At 61.2% G+C, this 973-nt stretch carries 1 pseudogene; it reads right to left on the minus strand.

What is annotated here, in order from left to right:
• Positions 1 to 14 precede the first annotated feature (14 nt).
• Positions 15 to 924 (minus strand): annotated as a pseudogene (locus QP978_RS10750) (IS5 family transposase).
• Positions 925 to 973 lie beyond the last annotated feature (49 nt).

Raw genomic sequence — 973 nt, forward strand, 5'->3', positions numbered from 1 at the left:
CTAGGGCGTGTCTCTTATATGCGTAACCAGACCAGAATCGCCGCAAGCACCACTCCCGCGCGATACGTGACCGCGAGCTTGTCATAACGCGTCGCAAGCCCGCGCCACTGCTTCATCAACCCAAAGGCCCGCTCGACCACGTTGCGGTCTTTGTACAGCTCCGCATCAAACCCGGGCGGTCGCCCGCCAGCACGACCCTTACGCTTCCTGGCAGCGATCTCATTAGACTTCTCCGGAATCACCGCGGCGATGCCGCGCTCACGCAGATACGCGCGGTTCACCCGTGACGTGTACCCGCGATCAGCAAGCAACGCATCAGGGCGCGTCCGCGCCTGCCCGCACCCAATTCTCGGGACCCGAATATCGCCGAGGACTTCCTGCAACATCGCGCCATCATGGCGTTGCCCGCCCGTCACCACAATCGACAGCGGCCGGCCATGCCCCTCGACAGCAAAATGTACCTTCGTGCTCAACCCTCCGCGTGATCTCCCGATCCCGTGACCTGCCGGTTCAATCTCGCATAACGGCAGATTCTTGTAATTCGATAGAGCCCCCTGTGTCCTGATCAGGGCGCGGCAGGTTCGTACCGTGCTGATGAGCACGGTTGATCGTCGCGTCGATTGACACGTTCCAGTCAATGTCGCCCACTGCATCGGCCTCGGCGAGGATGTGCGCGAATACGCGGTCCCAGGTGCCGTCGGTTGCGTAGCGGCGATGCCGCTTCCACACCGTCTGCCAGGGACCATACCGGTCGGGGAGATCTCGCCACGGGATTCCGGTGCGGTACCGGTAGATGATGCCCTCTACAACGCGGCGGCTATCACCAAACGGGCGGCCTTTACGGCCCTCATTCGTTGGCAGAAGTGGTTCAACTCGCTCCCACTGTGCATTCGTGAACTGCGTAAATCTAGACCGTTGTGACACACCTCAATCATGCTCGAGCACAGGCCCACAATTAGGAGACACGCCCTAG

Source organism: Corynebacterium sp. MSK035, assembly GCF_030232615.1.
Lineage (GTDB): Bacteria > Actinomycetota > Actinomycetes > Mycobacteriales > Mycobacteriaceae > Corynebacterium > Corynebacterium jeikeium_D.